Origin of the sequence: Burkholderia aenigmatica, from assembly GCF_048627025.1 — a bacterium.
Classification (GTDB): domain Bacteria; phylum Pseudomonadota; class Gammaproteobacteria; order Burkholderiales; family Burkholderiaceae; genus Burkholderia; species Burkholderia aenigmatica.
Genome location: NZ_CP184469.1, coordinates 857,210 through 875,015, shown reverse-complemented (window position 1 = coordinate 875,015; position 17,806 = coordinate 857,210). Strand labels below are relative to the sequence as shown.

At 69.7% G+C, this 17,806-nt stretch carries 13 protein-coding genes; 5 read left to right on the top strand and 8 right to left on the bottom strand.

Features of this window, described 5'->3' with window-relative positions; genetic code table 11:
* Positions 1-51: 51 nt before the first annotated feature.
* The 7 genes from ACN8ZM_RS21055 to ACN8ZM_RS21025 form a co-directional block, all read right to left on the bottom strand.
* Positions 52-2,286, bottom strand: coding sequence for a tetratricopeptide repeat protein (locus ACN8ZM_RS21055; protein WP_420212651.1), 2,235 nt, complete (start codon positions 2,284-2,286; stop codon positions 52-54).
* A 2-nt stretch (positions 2,287-2,288) separates the two neighbouring features.
* Positions 2,289-4,532 carry a tetratricopeptide repeat protein gene (locus tag ACN8ZM_RS21050; protein WP_420212263.1) on the bottom strand — a complete coding sequence of 748 codons (2,244 nt, stop codon included), beginning with the start codon at positions 4,530-4,532 and terminating at the stop codon, positions 2,289-2,291.
* A gap of 41 nt (positions 4,533-4,573) precedes the next feature.
* Positions 4,574-6,796, bottom strand: a complete 2,223-nt coding sequence (locus ACN8ZM_RS21045) for a tetratricopeptide repeat protein (RefSeq protein WP_420212650.1) — start codon at positions 6,794-6,796, stop codon at positions 4,574-4,576.
* Positions 6,797-6,984: 188 nt separating this feature from the next.
* Positions 6,985-7,647, bottom strand: coding sequence for a PulJ/GspJ family protein (locus ACN8ZM_RS21040; protein WP_420212262.1), 663 nt, complete (start codon positions 7,645-7,647; stop codon positions 6,985-6,987).
* Positions 7,631-8,062 (bottom strand): type II secretion system minor pseudopilin GspI, encoded by a 432-nt coding sequence (gene gspI, locus ACN8ZM_RS21035; protein WP_043179123.1) that lies wholly within the window; start codon positions 8,060-8,062, stop codon positions 7,631-7,633. Before gspI ends, ACN8ZM_RS21040 begins: the two co-directional genes overlap by 17 nt.
* Positions 8,063-8,369: 307 nt before the next feature.
* Positions 8,370-8,576: a hypothetical protein gene (locus ACN8ZM_RS21030; RefSeq protein WP_043177420.1), complete on the bottom strand. Its 207-nt coding sequence runs from the start codon at positions 8,574-8,576 to the stop codon at positions 8,370-8,372.
* A 339-nt stretch (positions 8,577-8,915) separates the two neighbouring features.
* Positions 8,916-9,521 carry an alpha-ketoglutarate-dependent dioxygenase AlkB family protein gene (locus tag ACN8ZM_RS21025; RefSeq protein WP_420212261.1) on the bottom strand — a complete coding sequence of 202 codons (606 nt, stop codon included), beginning with the start codon at positions 9,519-9,521 and terminating at the stop codon, positions 8,916-8,918.
* A gap of 237 nt (positions 9,522-9,758) precedes the next feature.
* On the opposite strand from ACN8ZM_RS21025, the gene ACN8ZM_RS21020 reads away from it, so the two are divergent.
* Positions 9,759-10,346 carry a malonic semialdehyde reductase gene (locus ACN8ZM_RS21020; RefSeq protein ID WP_043177424.1) on the top strand — a complete coding sequence of 196 codons (588 nt, stop codon included), beginning with the start codon at positions 9,759-9,761 and terminating at the stop codon, positions 10,344-10,346.
* Positions 10,347-10,430: 84 nt separating this feature from the next.
* Here ACN8ZM_RS21020 and ACN8ZM_RS21015 read toward each other — a convergent pair whose 3' ends face one another.
* Complete coding sequence (locus tag ACN8ZM_RS21015; protein WP_420212260.1) at positions 10,431-11,579, bottom strand: metallophosphoesterase; 1,149 nt, start codon at positions 11,577-11,579, stop codon at positions 10,431-10,433.
* Positions 11,580-12,444: 865 nt separating this feature from the next.
* Between ACN8ZM_RS21015 and ACN8ZM_RS21010 the strand changes: the two genes are divergently transcribed.
* From ACN8ZM_RS21010 to ACN8ZM_RS20995, 4 genes are read left to right on the top strand one after another with little or no spacing between them, the layout of a single operon-like run.
* Positions 12,445-12,738, top strand: a complete 294-nt coding sequence (locus ACN8ZM_RS21010; protein ID WP_011547413.1) for a hypothetical protein — start codon at positions 12,445-12,447, stop codon at positions 12,736-12,738.
* Positions 12,735-13,784 (top strand): multidrug transporter subunit MdtN, encoded by a 1,050-nt coding sequence (gene mdtN, locus ACN8ZM_RS21005; protein WP_043177437.1) that lies wholly within the window; start codon positions 12,735-12,737, stop codon positions 13,782-13,784. Before ACN8ZM_RS21010 ends, mdtN begins: the two co-directional genes overlap by 4 nt.
* Positions 13,765-15,990 (top strand): FUSC family protein, encoded by a 2,226-nt coding sequence (locus ACN8ZM_RS21000; protein WP_420212259.1) that lies wholly within the window; start codon positions 13,765-13,767, stop codon positions 15,988-15,990. The genes mdtN and ACN8ZM_RS21000 overlap by 20 nt, the downstream gene beginning before the upstream one ends.
* Positions 15,977-17,521 (top strand): TolC family protein, encoded by a 1,545-nt coding sequence (locus ACN8ZM_RS20995; protein ID WP_420212258.1) that lies wholly within the window; start codon positions 15,977-15,979, stop codon positions 17,519-17,521. Before ACN8ZM_RS21000 ends, ACN8ZM_RS20995 begins: the two co-directional genes overlap by 14 nt.
* The last annotated feature ends 285 nt before the right edge of the window (positions 17,522-17,806 follow it).

Here is a 17,806-nt window from a genome sequence, read left to right as displayed (position 1 = left end):
ACCATTCGGGCCGCGTGCGAAAGGTCCGTAGCTTTTGTCACAGTCGGCCGGTCACGCGGTTGCGCGGTGCGCGTGGATGCGGGCCGCGAGGGCCTCCGTCACACGCCCAACCAGCGCCGGCCAGTCGCCGGGCAGCCCCTGCCGGAACAGTGTCGCGCTCGGGTACCACGGGCTGTCGTCGCGCTCGAGCAGCCAGCGCCAATCCGGTACGCGCGGCAGCATCACCCACACGGGGCGCCCGAGCGCGCCGGCCAGGTGCACGACCGACGTATCGACCGCGATCACCAGATCCAGCGTGTCGACGAGCGCGGCCGTTTCCGCGAAATCCTTCAGCTCGGCCTCGAACGACAGCACGCCGCTCGTCGCGAATGCGTCGGCGTCGCGCGGGCGTACGCCTACCTGCAGACTGACGAACGTCGCATCGAGCGCGACGAGCGGCGCGAGCGCGGCGAACGTCATCGACCGGTTTTCGTCGTTCGCATGATTCGGATTGCCCGACCACGCGAGCCCCACGCGCAATCGTTGCGGCCAGGCGACCGTGTCGAGCCGTTCGATCCATGCGGCACGCCGTTGCGGGTCGGCATGCAGGTACGGCACGTCGGACGGCACCGTATCCAGCGTCGTCCGGAACGCGAACGGCAGGCTCATCATCGGGCAATGGAAATCGAACGTCGGTGCCGGCTGCCCGTCGGCGACGACGCGGCTCACACCGCGCAGCGTGCCCAGCAGCTCGGCCAATGGCGCCGGCGCGTCGATCAGCACGGTCGCGCCGCGCGCGTGCGCGAGGCTCGCGTAGCGGCAGAATTGCAGCGTGTCGCCGAAGCCTTGCTCCGCATGCAGCAGCAGCGTGCGGCCCGCGAGCGGCTCGTCGCCCGTCCATTGCGGACGGTCCGCATGACGCCGATGCAGCGTCACGTCGGCAGCATCCCAGCGCGCTTCATGCTGCCGCCAGCCGGCGTCGAAGTCGCCCAGCACCAGGCGGCAAAACGCCTCGGACCGGCGCGCGACGCCGTGATTCGGGTCGCGCCCGCACGCCAGCGCGAAATCGACCAGCGCGGCTTCATGGTCGCCAAGTTGCTGCCGGGCGACCGCGCGCGTATAGATCTCCTGCGCCGTGCGGCCCGGCGCACCGGCGGCCGCCGCGTAGCTCGCGAGCGCATCGTCGTAGCGGCCGAGCAGTTGCAGCGCGATCGCGCGATTGCACAGCACTTCCGCATGTGGACCGCGTGCTTCGAGCGCACGATCGTAATGCGCGAGCGCCTCGTCGAACGCACCGAACGCCCGCAGCGCGCCGGCCCGGTTGCGCAGCGCATCGAAATCCGCTGGCGCGCGCGCGAGGGCTTCGCCGTATGCGTGCGCGGCTTCCTCGTGCAGCCGCAGCCCGAGCAGCGCGTTGCCGCGGCCGACCCACGCGCCGACGTTGTCGCGGTCGCGCGCCAGCAGCCGGTCGCTGCGCTTCAGCAGTTCGTCGCGCAAATGCAGCAGGTCGAGCGCGACACAACTCACGAACAGCAGTTGCATGTCGTCCGGCATCCGCGTGAGCGCTTCGTCCAGACACGCCAGCGCTTCGGCCGGACGCCCCAGTTCGATCAGCGTATAGCCGCACGCATAGACGAGATCAGGTGTCTTGCCGCGCACCACCATCGCGAGCTGAAAGCAATGCAGCGCCTCGTCGCCGCGGCCGAGCGCACGCAAGGCATGGCCGCGTTCAGCGAGCGCGGCCGGGTCGTCCGGATCGATGCGCAGCGCGCGCTCGATGCTGATCAATGCATCGGCGGGCCGGCCGATCGCGCGCAATGCTTCGCCGCGCCGGACCCACGACACCGCGCGTCCCGGCTCGCGCGTCAGCGCAAGGTCGTAGGCGCCAACCGCTTCACCATGCCGGCCGAGCGCATGCAGCGCGTCGCCGCGCGCCGCATACGCCGGCGCATGGCCGGAATCGCGCGCGAGCGCCTGTGCGGCGGCGTCAAGCGCTTCACGATGACGGCCCGCGCCGGTCAACGCCGCGGCATGATTCGCGAAGTTCCACGGCTGGTTCAGTCCAAGCTGCATAGAACGCGCAATCAGCGGCTCCGCACGCGCGGGCTCACCGCGCAGAAGATGCGCGCACCCGAGCAGATGCAACGCCTCGACGTGGTCGGGCATCATCGCCAGCACGCCCTCGTAGAGCCGCCCCGCCCCGGCGAAGTCGTGTTGCTCGAGTTTCAGGCGCGCGTTGCGCAGCGCGTCGTCGACCGCGGCGCGCAGCGGCACGACACCCGCGCCGAACGCCGGTGCCTGCGCCATGCTCATCGCGACGCTCCCGTCACCAGCGCCGGCAACGCCTCGCGGATTCGCTCGACGACCGGCGCCCACTGCCCGCCTTCCGGCTGCCGGAACAGGCGCGCGCCGGGATACCACGGGCTGTCGTCGCGATCGAGCAGCCAGCGGAAATCGGGCGTATGCGGCAGCATCACCGCGAGCGGCCGGCCGAGCGCGCCGGCCAGGTGCGCGACCGACGTATCGACGCTGATCACCGCATCCATTGCCTCGGTCAACGCGGCCGTTGCCGCGAAATCCGTCAGCGCGTCGCCGACGAAGCGGATCGGGCTCGCATCGAGCGCCGGACGGTCTTCGTCGCGGACCACCTTCTGCAAGCTGATCCATTCGTAGCGGTCGTCGAGCAGCGGCAACAGGTCGGCGAGCGTGATCGAGCGATTGCGGTCGTTCAGGTGCAGCGGATTGCCTGACCAGACGAGACCGATGCGCGGCCGGTCACTCGCGCCCAGACGCGCGCGCCAGTGCTCGACCCGCACCGGATCGGCGCGCAGGTACGGCACATGCGCGGGGATCGACGACAGGTCGGTGCGGAATTCGAGTGGCAGACTCAGCAAAGGGCAATGCAGGTCGAACGGCGGCAGCGGGTCGCCGCGCGCGACGAGCACGTCGACACCGTCAAGCGTGGCGAACAGCGCCTTCAGTTCGACGGGCGCCTCGACCACGACACGCGCGCCGAGCGCCTTCACGAGCGGCACGTAGCGGCAGAACTGCAGCGTGTCGCCGAGCCCCTGCTCCGGATACAACAGGATCGTCTGCCCGCCGAGCGGCATCCCGTGCGTCCAGCGCGGCTGCGCGAAGTCGCGCCGGCTGCCGTCGAGCTGGCTGTCGCGCCAGCGCCATTCGTATTCGGCCCAGCCGGCCTCGAAATCGCCGATCGACAGGCACAGGAACGAACGCATGCAGTGCGCGTGCGCATAGTCTGGATCGATGTCGATCGCTTCCGCATACGCGCGCAGCGCATCCTCGTGCCGCCGCAGCGCGCGCAATGCACTGCCGCGATGAAAGTGCGCGAGCTTGTCGCGCGGCGTCGCGGCGATCACACGTGCGAGGTCGTCGAGCGCGTCGTCGTAGCGATGCGTTTCGAGCCGGACGCGTGCACGCGTGAACGATGCGGGCGCATAGTGCGGATCGATCGCCAGCGCGCGGTCGCACATGGCGTGCGCATCGTCGTGACGGGCCACCTGTATCAGCGCGCTCGCGTAGTTGCACAGCACGCCCGTGCTGCCTGGCTCGACCTCGAGTGCTCGCGCATAGCTGTCGACCGCCTCCGCGAAGCGGCCCAGGTGGCTCGCCGCATTGCCGCGATTGGCGAGCGAGCGCGCATGGCGCGGGTCGATCGCGAGCGCGCGGTCGCAACGCATCAGCGCCTCGTCGTGCCGGCCGAGCTGTTCGAGCGCGATCGAGCTGTTGAAGATCGCATCGACGAACGTCGGGCTCGCCGCAATCGCCGCATTGAAATCCGCCAGCGCGTGCTCGGGGTCATGCAGGTCGAGATACGCGACGCCACGCAGAAATAGCGCGTCGGCACTGCCTGGCCGCAGTGCCAGCGCGTGACCATAGCTGTCCGCCGCGTCGCGGAAGCGGCCGAGCTCACGCAGTGCGAGCCCGCGCGCGCGCATTGCGTCGAACGTGCGGCCGGCAAGCGCGATCGCGCGATCGCAATCGGCGAGCGCGCCTTCGAAGCGGCCGAGCGCGCGCAGCATGTCGCTGCGTTTCACGTAGCCGTCGGCGAAACCGGGCGTCAGTTCGAGCAGGCGATCGTAGACCGCGCACGCTTCGTCGTACCGCGCGAGTTGCGCGAGCAGCCCGGCTCGCTGAAACAGCACGCGCTGATGGACGGGATTGATCGCGAGCGCCTCGTCGAGCCGCGCCAGCGCATCGTGCTCGCGTCCGAGACCGGCCAGCACGGCCGAGTAGTTCGCGAGCGCCAGCGGCACCGGCTGGCGCTCGACCGAGCGCCGCATCAGCGGCTCGGCATCGTCGAGCCGCCCCTGCTGGAAACGCACCGCGCCGAGCAGGTGCAGCGCCTCCGGATGCTCGGGATCGAGCGCCAGCAGTTCAGCGTAGGCGTTCTCCGCATGCTGCAGCGCGCCCTCGTGATGCGCCTTGCGCGCGCGCACGAGCAGCCGCTCGAGCTGCATGGTGTCGGGTGGGCGGCGATCCGGCGCGACCTGCGCGCTCGCCAATGTCATCCCTTCCCCGTTCGGTGTCATCGTGTGGCCCCCACTGTCACTGTTCGTATCGCGTATCGTGTCTAACGTGTCATCGGTTCGAGCGCGGCGCGCACCGCGTCGATCGCATCGGCCCAGTTGCCGGGTGCCGGCTGGCGAAACAGCCGCGCGGACGGATACCACGGGCTGTCGTCACGCGTGCGCATCCAGCGCCACGCCGGCGGGTCGGGCAGCAGCACCCAGACGCGCGCCCCCAGCGCGCCCGCCAGATGCGCGACCGCGGAATCGGTCGCGATCACGAGATCCAGCGCGCCGATCAATGCAGCCCTGTCTGCGAAATCGCCGATTTCGTCGTCGACGCGGCAGACCGGCACATCCGCCAGCCGCGCGGCGTCGCGCTCATGCACCGGTTTCTGCAGGCTGATCCAGTCGACGTCGAGATCGAACAGCGGCGCGAGGCTCGCGAAATCGATCGACCGGCCGGCGTCGTGTCGTCGTGCCGCTTCGCTCGCCCACGCGAGTCCGATACGCGGCCTGCGCCGTACACCGAGCAGCGTGTCCCACTGGCGCGTGCGCTGCGGATCCGCATGCAGGTACGCGGCGGTGCGCGGAATGGTGTCCATGTCGGTGCGAAACGCATGCGGCAGGCTCGGCAGCGGCACATGGCAGTCGAAGGCCGGCAGCGGCTCGCCACGCGCGATCACGTGGGCCACGCCGGTGAGCGACGCCATCAGCGCGCGCAACGACGGCTGCACCTCGAGCACCACGCGTGCGCCCCGCGCGGCGACGAGCGGGATATAGCGGCAGAACTGCAGCGTGTCGTCGATGCCCGGTTCCGCATGGATCAGGATCGTCTTGCCGTCGAGCGGTTCGTCGCCGCGCCACACCGGCTGCACGAACGGTCGCGCATGCTGCGCGAGCGACGTATCGCGCAGCCGCCATTCGTACCCGCGCCAGCCGCGTGCGAAATCGCCTTCCGTCAGGTGCAGCGCGGCACGTGCGCAATGCGCGGCGGTGAAGTCGGGTTGCAACGCGAGCGCGCGATCGTAGGCGCTGAATGCGTCGTCCACCCTCCCCATCCCGGCAAACAGGTTGCCGCGGGCCAGCCAGCTCGCCGCGAGATCGGGACGCAGCGCGAGCGCGCGATCGAGAGACGCAATCGCTTCGTCGTATCGGTGCAGGTCCTGCAACACGTTGCCGCGGTTCGTCCACGCTTCGGCGAAACGCGCGTCGAGCGCCAGCGCCGCGTCGTAGCTGGCAAGCGCTGCGTCGAAGCGCTGCTGGTCGCGCAGCACGGTACCGCGATTGCACAGCGTGTCGGGCGAGCGCGGATCGATGGCGAGCGCCCGTTCGTAGCTATCGAGCGCGTCGTCGTGACGTTCGAGCGCCAGCAGCGCATTACCGCGGCTCGCGAGCGTGCGGACATGATCCGGATCGAGCGCCAGCGCCCGTTCGCAACGCTCGAGCGCTTCGTCTGCGCGGCCGAGCCGCTCGAGCACGGCCGCGCTGTCGCAGAGTACGTCGAGCCGCGCGGGATCGGCCGCAATCGCCTCGTTGAACGCGGCCAGCGCTTCGTTGGGACGGTCGAGTTCGGCGAGCGTGCGGCCACGCTCGGCCATGATCGCGGCGACACCCGGCCGGATCGCGTTCGCACGATCGAAGCAATGCAGTGCATCGGCCGCACGCCGCAACGCGCGGAGCACCAGTCCGCGGTTGAACCACGACTCGAACGAATGCGGATCGACCATCAGTGCGCGGTCGTATGTGTCGAGCGCATCGTCGAAGCGGCCGAGCGCGCGCAGCGCGCCACCACGATTGCAGAGCGCGTCGAGCACGAGCGGCGACACCGCGAGCGCACGGTCGAACGACGCAAGCGCGTCGTCGTAGCGGTGCAGGCCGATCAACGTGTTGCCACGACGCACGAGCGTCTGCACATCGTCGGGTGCCGCTTGCAGCGCGGTCGCGAAATGGCCGAGCGCCTCGTCGATGCGGCCGCGTTCGCCGACGATCGCACCGAGGTCCGACAGCGCGCGCACGTCCGGTTCGATCGCGATCGACTGGCGCAGCAGCGCTTCGGCCTGATCGGCCGCGCCGCACTGGAATTGCAGCACGCCGTACAGATGCAGCGCCTGCGGATGATCGGGTTCCTTCGCGAGCACCGCGAGATATTCCCGTGCCGCGTCGACGAAGCGACCGGCGCCGTGCCACTGTTGTGCGCGGCCCAGAATCGCCGCCGATTGCCGTTGCCCGCGCGCGTCGTGTCCCGACGCGCCCGCGTGTGCATCATGCCGGTGCTCGACCGTCACGTTCACCCCCTTCCCGTTTGCCGATGCCGCCGCTGAACCGGTCAATGGAACCGGTCGCGGCGGTCATGCTCGTGACGAGACTAACGGACGGCCAATAACAGACGTATGACGAAAGTTACGGACCATTTTGCCCGGGGGACGGAACGGCTTTCGGGGCCTGGCCGCGTGCGCTGGACAGCATCTTGCGTTCACTGGCCGATCGGGATCGTCCGCACGTATTCGACGGCCGGCGCGCCCATCGTCACCGAGAAGCGGACCCCGCGCGGCACCGGCGCGCCGATCGACGTCGAGTTGCTGATCCCGTGCTGCGCGAGAAACTGCGCATAGGACTGTTCGATGGCGGCCTGGCTCGTCGTCCATCCGCCGGGCGGAATCCACACGGAAAGCTGCATCGAGCGCGCATCATTGCTGACCACCACGCGCGCGAATGCATCCATGTGATGCAGCGCGTCGTCGACTTCGGCGAGCGACGCGAGCGGCTGCGACGCGCTGCGCACGAGTGCGCGCCCGTCGAGCTGGTAGCGCACGACCTGCATCTGCGTCGGCCCGCTGCCGACGCCGAGATGGCGCACCATCACGAGTTCACCCGGGTGGATGCGCAGCGGCGGCCCGAACACTTCGTCGGCCGTCACGAGGTTCGTGAGGTCGAACTGCAGTTGAGAGAAGTAACGGCCGAGCAGACGCGTTTGCGCCAGATTCGACGCGATATCGTCGCGGCCGCGGATCGTCGCATCGAGGCCGCGCCACGACAGCAGCGCGATCACGGCGAGCAGCGCGATCGCGACCAGCATTTCGATCAGCGTGAAGCCTCGGGCACGCGCCGCCGCGCGCGGTTCAGCGGCGCGCTTCATTCTGGATCACCGTGACGACTTCGGCGAGCACGTTGCGGCTCGACGCGGACGGATACACGCTCACCGTCACGCGCCGCACCAGCGGGCTCGGCAACGCGGCCACCGACTGGCGACACACGAACCGGTAGCGGCCCTGCGGACACGCAAACGTGTTCGTGCCGACGGACGGCCAGGTGGACGCGATGCGGATCTCGCCCAGCGCATTGTCGGCGCTCCACAACGCGAGCAGGCGCATGCGCGCCATGTCGGTATCCGACGCGAGCGCGCCGATCGCACGCATCACCGCGCCCAGCGCTACCGCGACGATCGCCAGCGCGATCAGCACCTCGATCAGCGTGAATCCCCGTTCCGGCGCCCGCGCCGTGCGCGATCCGCCGCGCGCATGGCGGTTGTAGTCGGTTCTGTCGTCGCACATGACCTGCATTCTTGTCGAGAGGTCGTCGTCCGGCGTCCGACGTTCGAACCGCGGCGCAAGACCGCATCGCCGGCGCGACGGACGCCGTGCGAGGACGTTAAGCGCGACGTATGGCACACACGTGTCGAATGGTACGGACCATTTGGGCGCGACCGGCCCGGGCGGACAGACGCGCAGGTGCACGCACACGCGGCACGCGCTGCCGCGCGACGGGCGGACTGAAAACTGAAAACGATCGGGAAAAAACCACCCGGCGGCGGGCGGTGAACGATGAGGGCGATCCTCGGGCGGGATCGACGCGACGGCGTCAGGCCGTCACGGCGTCGTCATACTCGGCGCGGGCAAGCTGGCCGGCGGCATAGGCCTCGGCTTCGCCGCGAAAGCCTTCCCGGCTGAACGCAACGACTTTCACGCCGACGCCGGTCGCCCGCCTCACCGTCAGCGCCCATTGCCATCCGCCGTCTTGTTCAAAGACGTGCAGCGAGGGTTCGAAGGAAGGGTCGAATACGGTCACGCGTTTTGCTCCTGCCCCCTTGCGCACCGCATCGGCGACGCGTGGGGCATGTCGAAAGGATCGCGTCGGGATGCGACGCGCTTTTGCCATTCGACAGTCTAGTCAATGATTGTTGCGACGCACCATCAGAGGTTTCACTCATCTATCGGTACCGGGCGGTCGATGAAATTTTCATGAAACCCTTATGGGACGGGGCTCAGCGCCGGTTCAAGGCGCACGGATCAGCGTTCGTGCGGCAACGTGCCGCACATTCGACCGCTTGCCTGCATCGATCGCCCATGAGTCGCAAAAACGGGGCGCGAATCGCCCGACGCTCCGGGCACCTCGCGACGACGGTTGCTACCGGCCCGTATCGGCCGGCATCACGCGCCGGAACGTCAGGTTCACGCGCTCGCCCTGCACGCCCGGCGCCTTCGGCACGCGATGCTGCCATTCGGCCTGCGTGCGCCCGCGCATCACGAGCAGGCTGCCATGCCCGAGGCGATACGCATGCGTGACGCCGGTCTTGCGATGGCGCAGGTCGAACACGCGCATCGCGCCGAGGCTCACCGACGCGATCACCGGCGCGTCGCCCAGCTCGGGCTCGTTGTCCGCATGCCAGCCGAGGCTGTCCTGCCCGTTGCGGTAGCGATTGAGCAGCACGCTGTTGAAATGCGCGCCGCACGTCGCCTCGACCGCGCGCTTCAGGTCGAGCACGGCCGGCGTCCACGGCGCCGGCACGTTGCGGATCCCCGAATACACGTAGACGGCATCCGCCTCGCCCTGCCAGGCGGTGAGCCGCGGCAACGGAATGCGTCCGCGCGGCGTGCGGATCGTGTCCTGCTGCCACGCGACCTCGCCGATCAGTGCGGCCAGCGCGCGATCGGCGTCGGGCGGCGCCAGCCAGTTCGGATACCAGTCCACGTCGGGGGCGGGCGTGTCAGCGAAGAGATCGGGCGTCGACATGTCGAAAGGAACGGAGCGAACAGTGCATGCCTGCATACTAGCCAACGGCGTCGCGCACCGCCATGCGCTGTCATTCGCGGATGGAAGGAAACCGCCGCGCCCCGCGCCCTGCGATGCGCGTTCGCGCATCACGCTATCATCGCGGCGTGTCGCGGCCCGCCTTGCCGACGGGTGCCGCGTTCCCTCCTCCGCCCTGCCGGCCGGCGCGATCCGGCCGCTTGCTTTCCGGATCCCATCATGACGACGCTGTCCGACGCCGCCCTCGATCAACTGTTTCTCACCGCGCGCACGCACAACGCGTGGCAGGACAAACCCGTCGACGACGCGCTGCTGCACCGGCTGATCGACCTGGCGAAATTCGGGCCGACGTCGGCGAACGCGAGCCCCGCGCGCTTCGTGTTCGTCAAGTCGCCCGAAGCGAAGGCACGCCTGAAGCCCGCGCTGTCCGCAGGCAATCTCGCGAAGACGATGGCCGCGCCCGTCACCGTGATCGTCGGCATGGACATGGCATTCCACGAGCACCTGCCGCGCCTGTTCCCGCACGCCGACGCACGCAGCTGGTTCGCCGGCAACGATGCGCTGATCGAGGCCACCGCGTTCCGCAATTCGTCGCTGCAAGGCGCCTACCTGATCCTGGCCGCGCGCGCACTCGGCCTCGACGCGGGCCCGATGTCCGGCTTCGACGGCGCGAAGGTCGATGCCGCGTTCTTCGCGGGCACCGCGATCAGGAGCAACTTCCTCGTGAATCTCGGCTACGGCGATCCGGCCGGCCTGTTCCCGCGCAGCCCGCGCTTCGACTTCGACGACATCGCCCGCATCGAGTGACGGCCGCTGGCCAGGGCCGGTGCCCGTTGATGAATGGCTCGCACCGGCCCCACGAATGAGCTTATCCCGACGTGGAAACGTGCCCTACCCGCCCCGCGTCAGCCGGATCAGCGTGATCTCCGACGGCACGCCGAAGCGGTTCGGTGGCCCCCAGTATCCGGTGCCGCGGCTCGTATAGAGCCACAGATCGCCGAAGCGGCTCAGCCCGCCGATCACCGGCTGCTGCAACCGCACGAACGGCGGCCACGGCAGGAACTGGCCGCCGTGCGTGTGCCCCGACAACTGCACGGTAAAACCGGCGCGGTTCGCCGCCTCCGCGCTACGCGGCTGGTGCGCGAGCAGGATCTTCGTGCCGACATCGTGCGGCGCGCCCGCCAGCGCCTGCGCGGGGTCGCTGCGATGGGCGGGATCGAACCCGCCCGCCGTGAAATCGGTTACACCCGCGAGCACCGCGCGCGCGCCGTCACGCTCGATCAGCACGTGCTCGTTGAGCAGCACCGTCAGCCCAATGCGGCGGAATTCGTCGATCCACGCATGCGCGCCCGCGTAATACTCGTGGTTGCCCGTCACCAGGAAGCTGCCGTGCCGCGACTGCATGCGGCCGAGCGGCGCCGTGTGCTCGCGCAGGCGCTTGACCGAGCCGTCGACCACGTCGCCCGTCACGACGACGAGGTCGGCATCGAGCGCATTGACCGCGCGCACGATCCGTTCGACATAGGGCCGCTTGATCGTCGGCCCGACGTGGATGTCGGACAGCTGCACGATCGTCAGCCCGTCGAGCCCGGCCGGCAGCCCCGCAACCGGGATCGACACGCGCTTGACCGCCGCCGTGCGGCGCGCGCCGACGAACCCGACCACGGTGACGAACACCGCACCGGCCAGCACGCCGAGCGCCGTGTCGGTCGCCACGCCGGGCCACGCGCCGTCGTGCCCGAGATGCCGCCAGCCGAACACGGCGAGCAGCACGAATTCGCGGAGGAACGTCAGCAGGAGCAGCGACGAGAAGAAGCCCATCACGAGCGAGCCGGCCCAGCCGGCCAGCGTCGCGGCCCAGCCTTCGTCGAAGCGGCGCGAGAACATGCCGACCGGGATCAGCACGACGAAGCTCGCCAGCACGAGCGCCGCGATCGTGCGCGCGACCGGCGACGCGAACGCATCGGGAATGATCCGCATCCCGACGTACAGATGGAACAGCACGCCGATTGCAATGAACCGGACAAAGAAACTTCGCATGGAACGTTCACCTTCGTTGCGATACCGCTTTACCGCTTCCGCGCCGCGTGTCGCACGAGACCGTGACGGTTCGTGCCGCGCGTCGCGCCATCCGTACGATGGTACACAGATCGCGGCTGCGACGACCGGTCGCCGGCCTGGCTTCGGTCCCGTTCGCCGCAGCATTCGACTGCTGCTGCATCAGGCGACCCGAAGCGAGCGCGATCGACGATTGCCTGAAGCGCCCCGTTCGCGACATGCAGCATATGCTGCGCTTGCACATCCAGGCCGGCCACGTCGACACGGCCTGCAAGACGATCGACGCGAACGACCGCGTCTTGCCCGCAGGCGCTGCGCGCCGCCATGCGGCGCCGATGGCGCTGCGCGTCGTCGCCTTCGCCAACGACTCGGGCCGCACGCCCGCTGCAGGTATGCATCGGCGAAACGCGCCGCGCTGCCGCGCTTCGCACGCAATCCCGTCGACCTGCTCGTCAACATCGCCCCCCGACCTCCCCAAACCGGAACCGACTGAATTCCCGTGCGTCCGAGCTGCAATCGCCTGTTTCCGCACCGATTCCGCGCTGCCGACACGGCAAATTCAGCGACCCTTCGTTCGTCTGACGATCCTTTACAGTCCGTTAGCAACCCTACGCGAGCCGGCACTGGCAGAATCGCGGCGATCCGGTCCCGGTTGCCGAAACGCGATACCGGACATGTGGACTCGCCCCCCGACCGGCAACGCCCCCCCACGGGGTACCGGGAGGATGGCTGGCGATCCGCATCGCACTGATTTATTATCGGCTCCGTATCCCGGAATCGTCGTCGCGGCGACGATCCGCATTGCGCCGCGCCCGGCATCCACCCCCAACGTCGAGCTCGTCACACCATGAGAAAAACAACGCCGCGCGCGCCCTTGCGCGTCGCCGCCGTCCTCGCGCCTGCCCTGCCGCTCGCGGGCTGCGCATCGCGCGGCGCACCGTCGTACGTCCTGTTCGGCGCGTATTTCCCGCTTTGGCTCGTCAGTGCGATCGTCGGCGTCGTCGGCGCGATCGTCGCGCACCGCGTGTTCGTCGCGACCGGCTGGGCCGCCACGGTGCCCTACCAGCTTGCCGTCTGCACCGCGATCGGGCTCGTGGTCGCCGTGATCGTCTGGCTCACCGGTACGGGACCGTTCGCATGAAAGCCGCCGGCACCGCCCGCCCCTCCATCAAAGGCCGCGTGATCGCATTCGCGATCATCGCGCTCGGCATCGCGGCGCTCGCGTATGCGTATCACCGCACGACTGCCTACCCGTCCACCGACGACGCGTCGATCGACGCGGACGTCGTGCATGTCGCGTCGCCGGTCGGCGGCCGCATCGTGCAGCTCGCGGTGCATGAAAACCAGCGCGTCGCGAAGGGCGACTTGCTGTATGTCATCGATCCCGTCCCGTACCGGCTGACGGTTGCGCAAGCGCAGGCCGACCTCGAGCTCGCGCGCGCATCGCTCGACACGCGCCGCCGCTCGCTGATCGGCGAGCGCTCGAACGCGGCCGTGGCCGCCGAGCAGGTCAAGCGCGCGACGCAGAACCACGACCTTGCGATGCGCGACGTGAACCGGCTCGCCCCGCTCGCCGCGCAGGGCTACGTCAGCGCGCAGCAGTTCGACCAGGCGAAGGTCCGCCAGCGCGACGCGGCCGTGTCGCTCGCGCAAGCACAGGAACAACAGCGCGCGTCCGCGCAGACGATCGGCGACGAGGCCGACGCGATCGCGACGCTGCATGCGCGCGAGGCCGCGCTGGCTCGCGCGCAGCACGCGCTCGACGACACCGTCGTGCGCGCGCCGCACGACGGCCTCGTCACGGGCCTGACGGTACTCGCCGGCGAAACCCTGGCGCCGAACCAGTCGATCTTCACGCTGATCGACGCGAGCGAATGGTTCGCCGTCGGCAACTTCCGCGAGACGTCGCTGAGTCGCATCGAGGTCGGCGACTGCGCGACCGTCTATTCGATGATCGACCGCAGCCGCCCGCTGACGGGCAAGGTCGTCGGCATCGGTGCGGGCATTGCGGACAGCGACCGTATCAACCTGCCGCGCACACTGCCGATCGTGCAGCGTTCGGTGAACTGGGTGCACGTCTCGCAGCGCTTCCCCGTGCGCGTGAAGCTCGACGAACCCGACGGCAAGCTCGTGCGCGTCGGCGCCAGCGCGATCGTCGAGGTCCGGCATGGCACTGCCTGCCGCTGAGGTTCGCTCGCCGGGCCCGCGCGAAGTCCTGCGACTGCTCGCGCCGTTTCCGGGACGCGCGTCGATTGCCGTGCGGGTCGCGCTGATCTGCGCGCTGACCGCGCTCGTGACGGCCGCCTACGGCACGCCCGAAGCCGCGCTGTCCGCGTACGTCGTGTTCTTCATGATCCGCGCCGATCGCGTGACGAGCATCGTGCTCGCGGCCGCGCTGCTGCTGATCGTCACGATCGTGATCGGGCTCGTGCTCGGCGTCGCGATCTTCAGCATCGACTATTCGATCCTGCGGGTCGCGTGCATGGCCGTGCTGTCGGTCGGCCTCCTGTACCTGACGTCGGCCAGCAAGCTGCGCCCGGTCGGCGCGATCCTCGCGATGATCGTCGGCTTCGGGCTCGACCAGCTCGGCCTCGCACCGTTCGGCGAAGCCGCGACACGCGCGCTGCTGTACATCTGGCTGACGATCGCGATCCCGGTCGGCGTCGCGATCGTCGTCAACCTGCTGATCGCGCCGTCGCCGCGCAAGCTCGCGCACGCGCAGCTCACGAAGCGCCTGCGGCTCGCCGCGCAGCGGCTGCGCGGCGACGATACCGCGCGCGATGGATTCGATGCCTGCCTGCACGAAGGCGACAAGCAGCTGCTCACGTGGCTCAAGCTGTCGAAACTCGAAGGCTCGTCGTCCGCCGCCGACTTCGCGGCATTGCGGCAGGCCGTGGCATCGAGCACCGCGCTGCTGGTCGGCGTCGCGCTGGCCGATCGCGAACCGGACGCGCGGCTGCCCGATACGGTCGCCGCACCGATCGCCGCGACGCTCGACGAGATGGCCGACATCCTCGAACAAGGCGGCTACCCGGTCGACGTGACGCTCGTGCTGCCGCCGATCGACGCGCTGCCGCCGCTCGCGCGCGTCGCCGCGACGGATCTCCATGCGGCAATCACGCACTTCGCGGAACCGGCCGCAACGGCCAATGTCGCTTCGGCAGCTTCGGCAGCTTCGGCAGCTTCGGCAGCTTCGGCAGCTTCGGCAGCTTCGGCAGCTTCGGCAGCTTCGGCAGCTTCGGCAGCTTCGGCAGCTTCGGCAGCTTCGGCAGCTTCGGCAGCTTCGGCAGCTTCGGCAGCTTCGGCAGCTTCGGCAGCTTCGGCAGCTTCGGCAGCTTCGGCAAGGGCACACGATGCGCCCGCAGCCGCCCCCGCAGCCGCCCAGCCCCCCGCGCCGCGCGGCGGCTTCTTCCTGCCCGACGCGCGCACCAATCCCGACCACATCCGCTACGCGCTGAAGACGACCGCCGCGGCGATCTTCTGCTACCTGCTGTATTCGCAGCTCGACTGGTCGGGCATCCATACGTGCGTGGTCACCTGCTACATCGTGTCGCTCGGCTCGACGGCCGAGACGGTCGAGAAGCTCACGCTGCGGATTCTCGGCTGCATGGTCGGCGCGCTGCTCGGCACCGCGGCACTCGTCTTCGTCGTGCCGTCGCTGTCGTCGGTCGGCCACCTGATGGCGCTGGTGTTCGCCGGCGGGTGGCTCGCCGCGTGGGTCGCGTTCGGCTCGCCGCGCATCGCGTATGCCGGCTTCCAGATCGCGTTCGCGTTTTTCCTGTGCGTGATCCAGGGCGCCGGCCCCGGCTTCGACCTGACGATCGCGCGCGATCGCACGATCGGCATCCTGCTCGGCAACGTGGTCGTGTATCTCGTGTTCACGCGCATCTGGCCCGTCAGCATCGGCAAGCAGATCGACGCCGGGCTCGCGGCGCTGATCGACCAGTGGCGGCGCCTCGTGCAGATCACGCAGCCGGCCGAGCGGCGCGCGCTCGCGGCCGAGGCGTTCGCCCGCCACGGCGCGATCGCGCAGGAACTCGGGCTGATCCACTACGAGCCGTCATGGGTGCGGCCGGCCGCCACGTGGCTCGCCACGCGACGGCGCGCGCTCGCGGAACTCGGCGCGCTCGAAGGCCCGCTGTTCCTGCTGGCCGAACGCAAGCCCGGCGATGCCGCGATCGGCGAGCAGCTCGCCCGCGTGACCGAACCGCGCGACGACGAAACCGTGCGCCCGGCAGATTCGCCCGCGCCGCCGGCCACCCCGCCAGGCACCGCCCCCATCGACCCCGCACGCGACGCGTTGCTGAACCTGATCGACACACGGCTCGCGCACATCGCCGATGCCGCTCGTCAAGCCACACCGAAGGAGCCTGCCCCCCATGCGCCTACCTGAACCGCCGGCCGCCTCGATCGCCGCCGCCGCCCTCGCGACCGCCGTCGCGCTGGCCGGCTGCGCGACGTCGTCGCTCGATCTGGCGCCGGAGGCGTCCGACCGCCCGTGGCAACCGCAAACGTCGGCCGCAGGCGACATCGTGCCGGGCCCGCCGCGCGCGTCCGCGCAAGGTGCGCACGACTACACGCTGCCCGCGTCGCCGGCGCTCGCGTCGGTCCCGCCGCCGGCCGCGCTCGATGCCGCGCACGCGTACACGCTGCCCGAGCTGATCGATCTCGCCGAGTCGGCGAACCCGCTGACCCGCATCGCGTGGAACGACGCGCGCAACGCCGCGCTCGCGGTCGGCCTGGCCAAGACCGCCTACCTGCCGAAGCTGTCCGCGACGGCCATGGGCGGGTACCAGGCCAACCACGGCTCGACGTCGTCGTTCCTCGGCGACTCGTCGAGCAACTCCACCGTGCACGGCACCATCTCGGCGCTGTCGCTGCAATGGCTGCTGTTCGATTTCGGCGGCCGCGCGGCGCGCGTCGAAGCGGCCGAGCAGGCGTCGATCGCGTCGAACGTCGCGTTCACGGCCGTGCACCAGCAGGTGATCCACGACGTGACCGTCGCGTACTACCGCTACGAAGCCGCGCGCTCGCGCGCCCTCAGCGCCCAGCAGGGCCTCGCGAACGCGGACGCGATCCTCGCAGCCTCCCGCGCGCGGCTCAAGCATGGCGTCGGCACGGTCGTCGAGCTTGCGCAGGCGACGCAGAACCGCGCGCAGGCGAACCTCGCGCTCGTGCAGGCGAGCGGCGCGGAGAGCGACAGCTACCTCGCCCTCGTTTCCGCGCTCGGCATCTCGCCGCTGTCGAAGCCGACCATCGCCGCGCTGCCGAAGCGGCCGCTGCCGCCCGCGCTCGGCTCGTCGGTCGACGCGATCGTGTCGGATGCGATCGCGCGCCGCCCCGACCTGCAGGGCGCGTTCGCGCTTGAAAAGGCCAATCGCGCGAAGATCAAGGCCGCGGAAGCCGCGTTCATGCCGAAGATCTTCCTGTCCGCATCGACGTCGTACGCGAGCGGCGGCACGTCCATCTCCGCGCTGCCCGCGATCGGCGACCAGACACCGACCGTCAACCTGAACGGCAGCCGCTACGGCGGCGGCGTGTTCCTCGGCGTGACGATCCCGCTGTACGACGGCGGCCTGCGCTCGGCCGTGCTGATGCAGGCACGCAACGATGCGGAAAGCGCCTCCGCGCGACTCACGCGAACCAAGGAGGAAGCCGTCCGCCAGGTCGTGGCCGCGCAGAACGCGGTGCAGACGAGCCTGGCGTCGCACGACGCCGCGACGGCGCTCGTCGATGCCGCGCAGACGAGCTACGACGCGGCGCTCACCGCGTACCGGAACGGCGTCGGTTCGGTCACCGATGCGACGATCGCGCAAAGCCAGTTGCTCGCGGCCCGCAACGCGGAGGTCGACAGCTATGCCGGTGCGCTCTCCGCCGCGGCCGCACTCGCGCTCGCGACGGGGACGATCGGCTCGGCGCAGTAGCGCAACCGCCGCGAGGCGGTTGACGCATGCGCTCGCCGCCCACTAGAATGCCGGCCAATCTTCCTTCAGGAACCATCGTGGACAGTTGCAGCACTCCGTTGCGTGCGCCGCTTGCCGCCTGAACGCCTGTCCGACGCAGTTCTCCTGCCCGGCTCGCGTTCCGCGAGCCGCACGCCTACCGTTTCACACTGAATGACGCATTCGCGCGGTACAGTACCGCGCGATGACGGCTATCTTCGCGTCGCCTTCGGCATTGCGCCGCAGCGACGCGAAACGGCACGCGCT